4 protein-coding genes and 1 pseudogene are annotated in these 3,373 nt (G+C 67.4%); 4 read left to right on the top strand and 1 reads right to left on the bottom strand.

The genetic code is table 11. The features are described from left to right. The 4 genes from I73_RS07810 to I73_RS07795 all read left to right on the top strand — a co-directional run. A partial coding sequence (locus tag I73_RS07810) for an ACT domain-containing protein (protein ID WP_022980106.1) occupies positions 1–1,235 on the top strand: 1,235 nt, incomplete at its 5' end. 105 nt (positions 1,236–1,340) lie between these two features. Next, the gene (locus tag I73_RS07805; protein ID WP_022980105.1) at positions 1,341–2,141 is read left to right on the top strand and encodes a DUF2189 domain-containing protein; all 801 of its coding nucleotides are present in this window, start codon (positions 1,341–1,343) and stop codon (positions 2,139–2,141) included. After that, positions 2,142–2,360 (top strand): DUF2788 domain-containing protein, encoded by a 219-nt coding sequence (locus I73_RS07800; protein ID WP_022980104.1) that lies wholly within the window; start codon positions 2,142–2,144, stop codon positions 2,358–2,360. Next, complete coding sequence (locus I73_RS07795) at positions 2,357–2,995, top strand: YitT family protein (RefSeq protein WP_022980103.1); 639 nt, start codon at positions 2,357–2,359, stop codon at positions 2,993–2,995. Before I73_RS07800 ends, I73_RS07795 begins: the two co-directional genes overlap by 4 nt. Before the next feature lie 68 nt (positions 2,996–3,063). On the opposite strand, the pseudogene I73_RS26695 reads toward I73_RS07795, so the two are convergent. Then, a pseudogene (locus I73_RS26695) lies at positions 3,064–3,373 on the bottom strand (SDR family oxidoreductase); the annotation flags it as partial.

Here is a 3,373-nt window from a genome sequence, read left to right as displayed (position 1 = left end):
CGGCGCTTCTTCTCCCCGAGCATGCCCACGAGTACCCGCAGTGCAGCCAACTGGCGGCCAACTGGGACAAGCCCTGGCTGCTCTACATCGCCGCCCTCTTCCATGACGTGGCCAAGGGGCGTGGCGGCGACCATTCCGAGCTGGGCGCGGTGGAGGTGCGGCGCTTCTGCCGCGACCACGGCCTGGACAAGACCGACACCGCGCTGGTCGAGTTCCTGGTGCGCGAGCACCTGACCATGAGCCGCGTGGCGCAGAAGGAAGACCTGTCCGACCCGGACGTGGTGGCCCGCTTTGCCCAGAAGATGGGCGATGCCCGCCGGCTGACCGGCCTGTACCTCCTGACCGTGGCCGATGTGCGCGGCACCAGCCCGAAGGTCTGGAACGCCTGGAAGGCCAAGCTGCTGGAAGACCTGTTCCGCATGACGCTGCGGGCCCTGGGCGGGGCTGCGCCCAATGCCGACGCCGAGATCGAGGCCCGCAAGCAGGAGTCCCGCCATCTGCTGGCCCTGCATTCAGCCCTACCGGGCACGGAAGAGCCGCTGTGGGACACCCTGGAGCTCAGCTATTTCGCGCGGCACGACGCCTCCGACATCGCCTGGCATGCGCGCTCGCTGTGGCGCTACCTGGACACCCAGGAGCCCATCGTGCGGGCGCGGCCCTCCAGCGTGGGCGAGGGGCTGCAGGTGCTGGTCTATGCGCCGGACCGCCCCGACCTGTTCGCGCGCATCTGCGGCTACTTCGATGGCGCCGGCTTCTCGATCCAGGATGCCAAGGTACACACGACCAAGAAGAGTTACGCGCTGGACACCTTCCAGGTGGTGAGCTCCACCCTGGACGATCCCGAGCCCTCGGCCTACCGGGACATGATCTCTCTGGTGGAGACACAGGCCACCCAGGCCCTGGCCAGCATGGCGCCACTGCCGGAGGGCGGCATGCGCGGGCGGGTGTCCCGGCGGGTACGCTCCTTCCCGGTCAAGCCGCGGGTCGCCCTGCGGCCCGACGAGCGCCGCCAGCGCTGGCTGCTGTCCATCAGCGCCAGTGACCGGCCCGGCCTGCTCTATGCCATCGCCCGGGTCCTGGGGCGCCATGAGATCAGCCTGCAACTGGCCAAGGTGACGACGCTGGGCGAGCGGGTGGAGGACACCTTCCTCGTCTGCGGCAAGTCCATGCAGCAGCCCAAGATCCAGCTGCAGGTCGAAAGCGAACTGCTGGACGCCCTGACACCCCCGCGCTGAGGCCGGCCACCTCGGGACCAACCCGGTGGCGGGCGCCGAGTCTGACATTGACACTTGGACAGCGCCTGTTTCGGCGCGGTGAGCATGTCTGTCAGGAGAGCCGTCATGTCCATCCACCTGGCCGAGAAGGCATTGATCGAGTCCCGCAGCTACCGGGTGCGCGCCCTTCCCCTCTGGCAACCCATGGCCTGGCTGGGGCGGGGATGGCGGGATTTCATGCGCTGCCCGGTGCCCGGCCTGCTGCACGGCCTGGCGGTCAGCCTCTTCGGCATGCTGCTGGCGGCCGCAGGCTGGCACCACTTCTGGCTGCTGATCGGAGCTTTCACCGGCTTCCTGCTGATCGGGCCGCTGCTGGTCACCGGCCTGTACGCGATCAGCCGCGATCTGGAGCGCGGGCTGTCGCCAAGTTTGCACACCGCGCTGTCATGCTGGGCTCTGCGGGACGGGCGGCTCGTGGTTTTCGGTATCCTTCTGGCTTTTGCCGGCACGGGATGGGTGTTGACCTCCGCCCTGCTGGTCACCGGTTTAGTGCCCAGACACCTCGAAACGCTGGAAGACTTCTTGCGTTATGTGGTACTGGCACCGGAAGGACTGGTGTTCGAATCCTGGCTGGCGCTGGGAGCTCTGCTGGCCGCACCGGTGTTCGCCTCCACAGTGGTGGCCATGCCCTTGCTGCTGGATCGCCCGATCGGGGTGATGGGCGCCGTGTTCACCAGCTGGAAAGTGATCCTGGAGCACCCTGCCGCCATGGCCTTCTGGGCAGCCCTGCTGATGGGCCTGACCGCCCTGGGCATGGCCACGGCCATGCTGGGATTGATTGTGATCGTGCCCTGGTTGGGGCATGCCAGTTGGCATGTCTACCGGGATGTTGTGGACGGCTCTGCCCGGGCGGGCCGTGATGGATAGATGTTCGGTTTCACGGAAGAACAGATTGCCTGGTTCGGCCTGACCTTCGGGGTCACGGCCTTCATGCTGTACATGGTGTTCATCATCCTGCAGCTGGCCCGGGAATCGAAGGCAGGACGCTTCGGCACCTTCGTGCTGCTGCTGGGGCTGGGGGTGGGGCTGCTGGGCTTTGCGGCCAAGGGCCTGATCAAGTTCTTCCTCGCTGGCGTCATCGAATGAGCGCCGCCACGTCTTCCGCAGCGGCCACCGAGGCCGCCGCCGCGCAACGCCACACCTTGTTCGAGGATGTGCAGGCCCTGCTGATCGGCACCTTGTTCGTGGCCGTGGGGCTGACGCTGTTCCGCCAGGCCGGCCTGATGACCGGCGGCACCGTCGGCCTGGCCCTGCTGACCCGTCTGGCCACCGGCTGGTCTTTCGGGCCGGTGTTCTTCATCATCAACCTGCCCTTCTACTGGCTGGCCTGGCGGCGCCTGGGGGGGCGCTTCACCCTCAAGACCCTGCTGGCGGTCAGCCTGCTGGCCCTGCTCAGCGAGTGGATGCCGCACTGGCTCCGCCTGGAGATGGTGCAGCCCCTGTTCGCCGCCATCGGTGGTGGGTTGATGATCGGCACCGGCTTCATCATCTTGTTTCGCCACCGCGCCAGCCTGGGCGGTCTGAACGCCGTGGTGCTGTGGCTGCAGGAACGCTTCGGCTGGCGGGCCGGCAAGGTGCAGCTGCTGCTGGACGCCACCATCCTGCTGGCCTCCCTGCCCTGGGTGGATGTGCAGCGCCTGCTGCTGTCCATCCTGGGTGCCGCGGCCATGAACTTCGCGCTGGCCGTCAACCACAAGCCGGGCCGCTACACTGCCTTCTGAGCCATTTAGGGCCGAACGGATGACAAAAAGGGCGCCCGCAGGCGCCCTCCTTTGCGGTGGTGACTGGATCAGCCCATGTGCAGGCCACCGTTGCAGGAGAAGTCCGCGCCGGTGGTGAAGCCGGAGTCCTCACCGGCCAGCCAGCCGACGATGGATGCGATCTCTTCCGGTGCGCCCAGGCGCTTGACCGGGATGCTGGCCACGATCTTCTCCAGGATCTCGGGCTTGATGGCACGCACCATGTCCGTGCCGATGTAGCCCGGGGAGACGGTGTTGACGGTCACGCCCTTGGCGGCCAGTTTCTGGGGCCAAGGCCATCGTGAAGCCGTGCATGCCCGCCCTTGGCGGCCGAGTAGTGGGTCTGGCCCGGCCTGCCCC

The organism is Ideonella sp. B508-1 (genome assembly GCF_000333615.1).
In the GTDB taxonomy this organism is placed as follows: domain Bacteria; phylum Pseudomonadota; class Gammaproteobacteria; order Burkholderiales; family Burkholderiaceae_C; genus Ideonella.
This window is presented reverse-complemented; position numbering and strand designations above follow the sequence as displayed.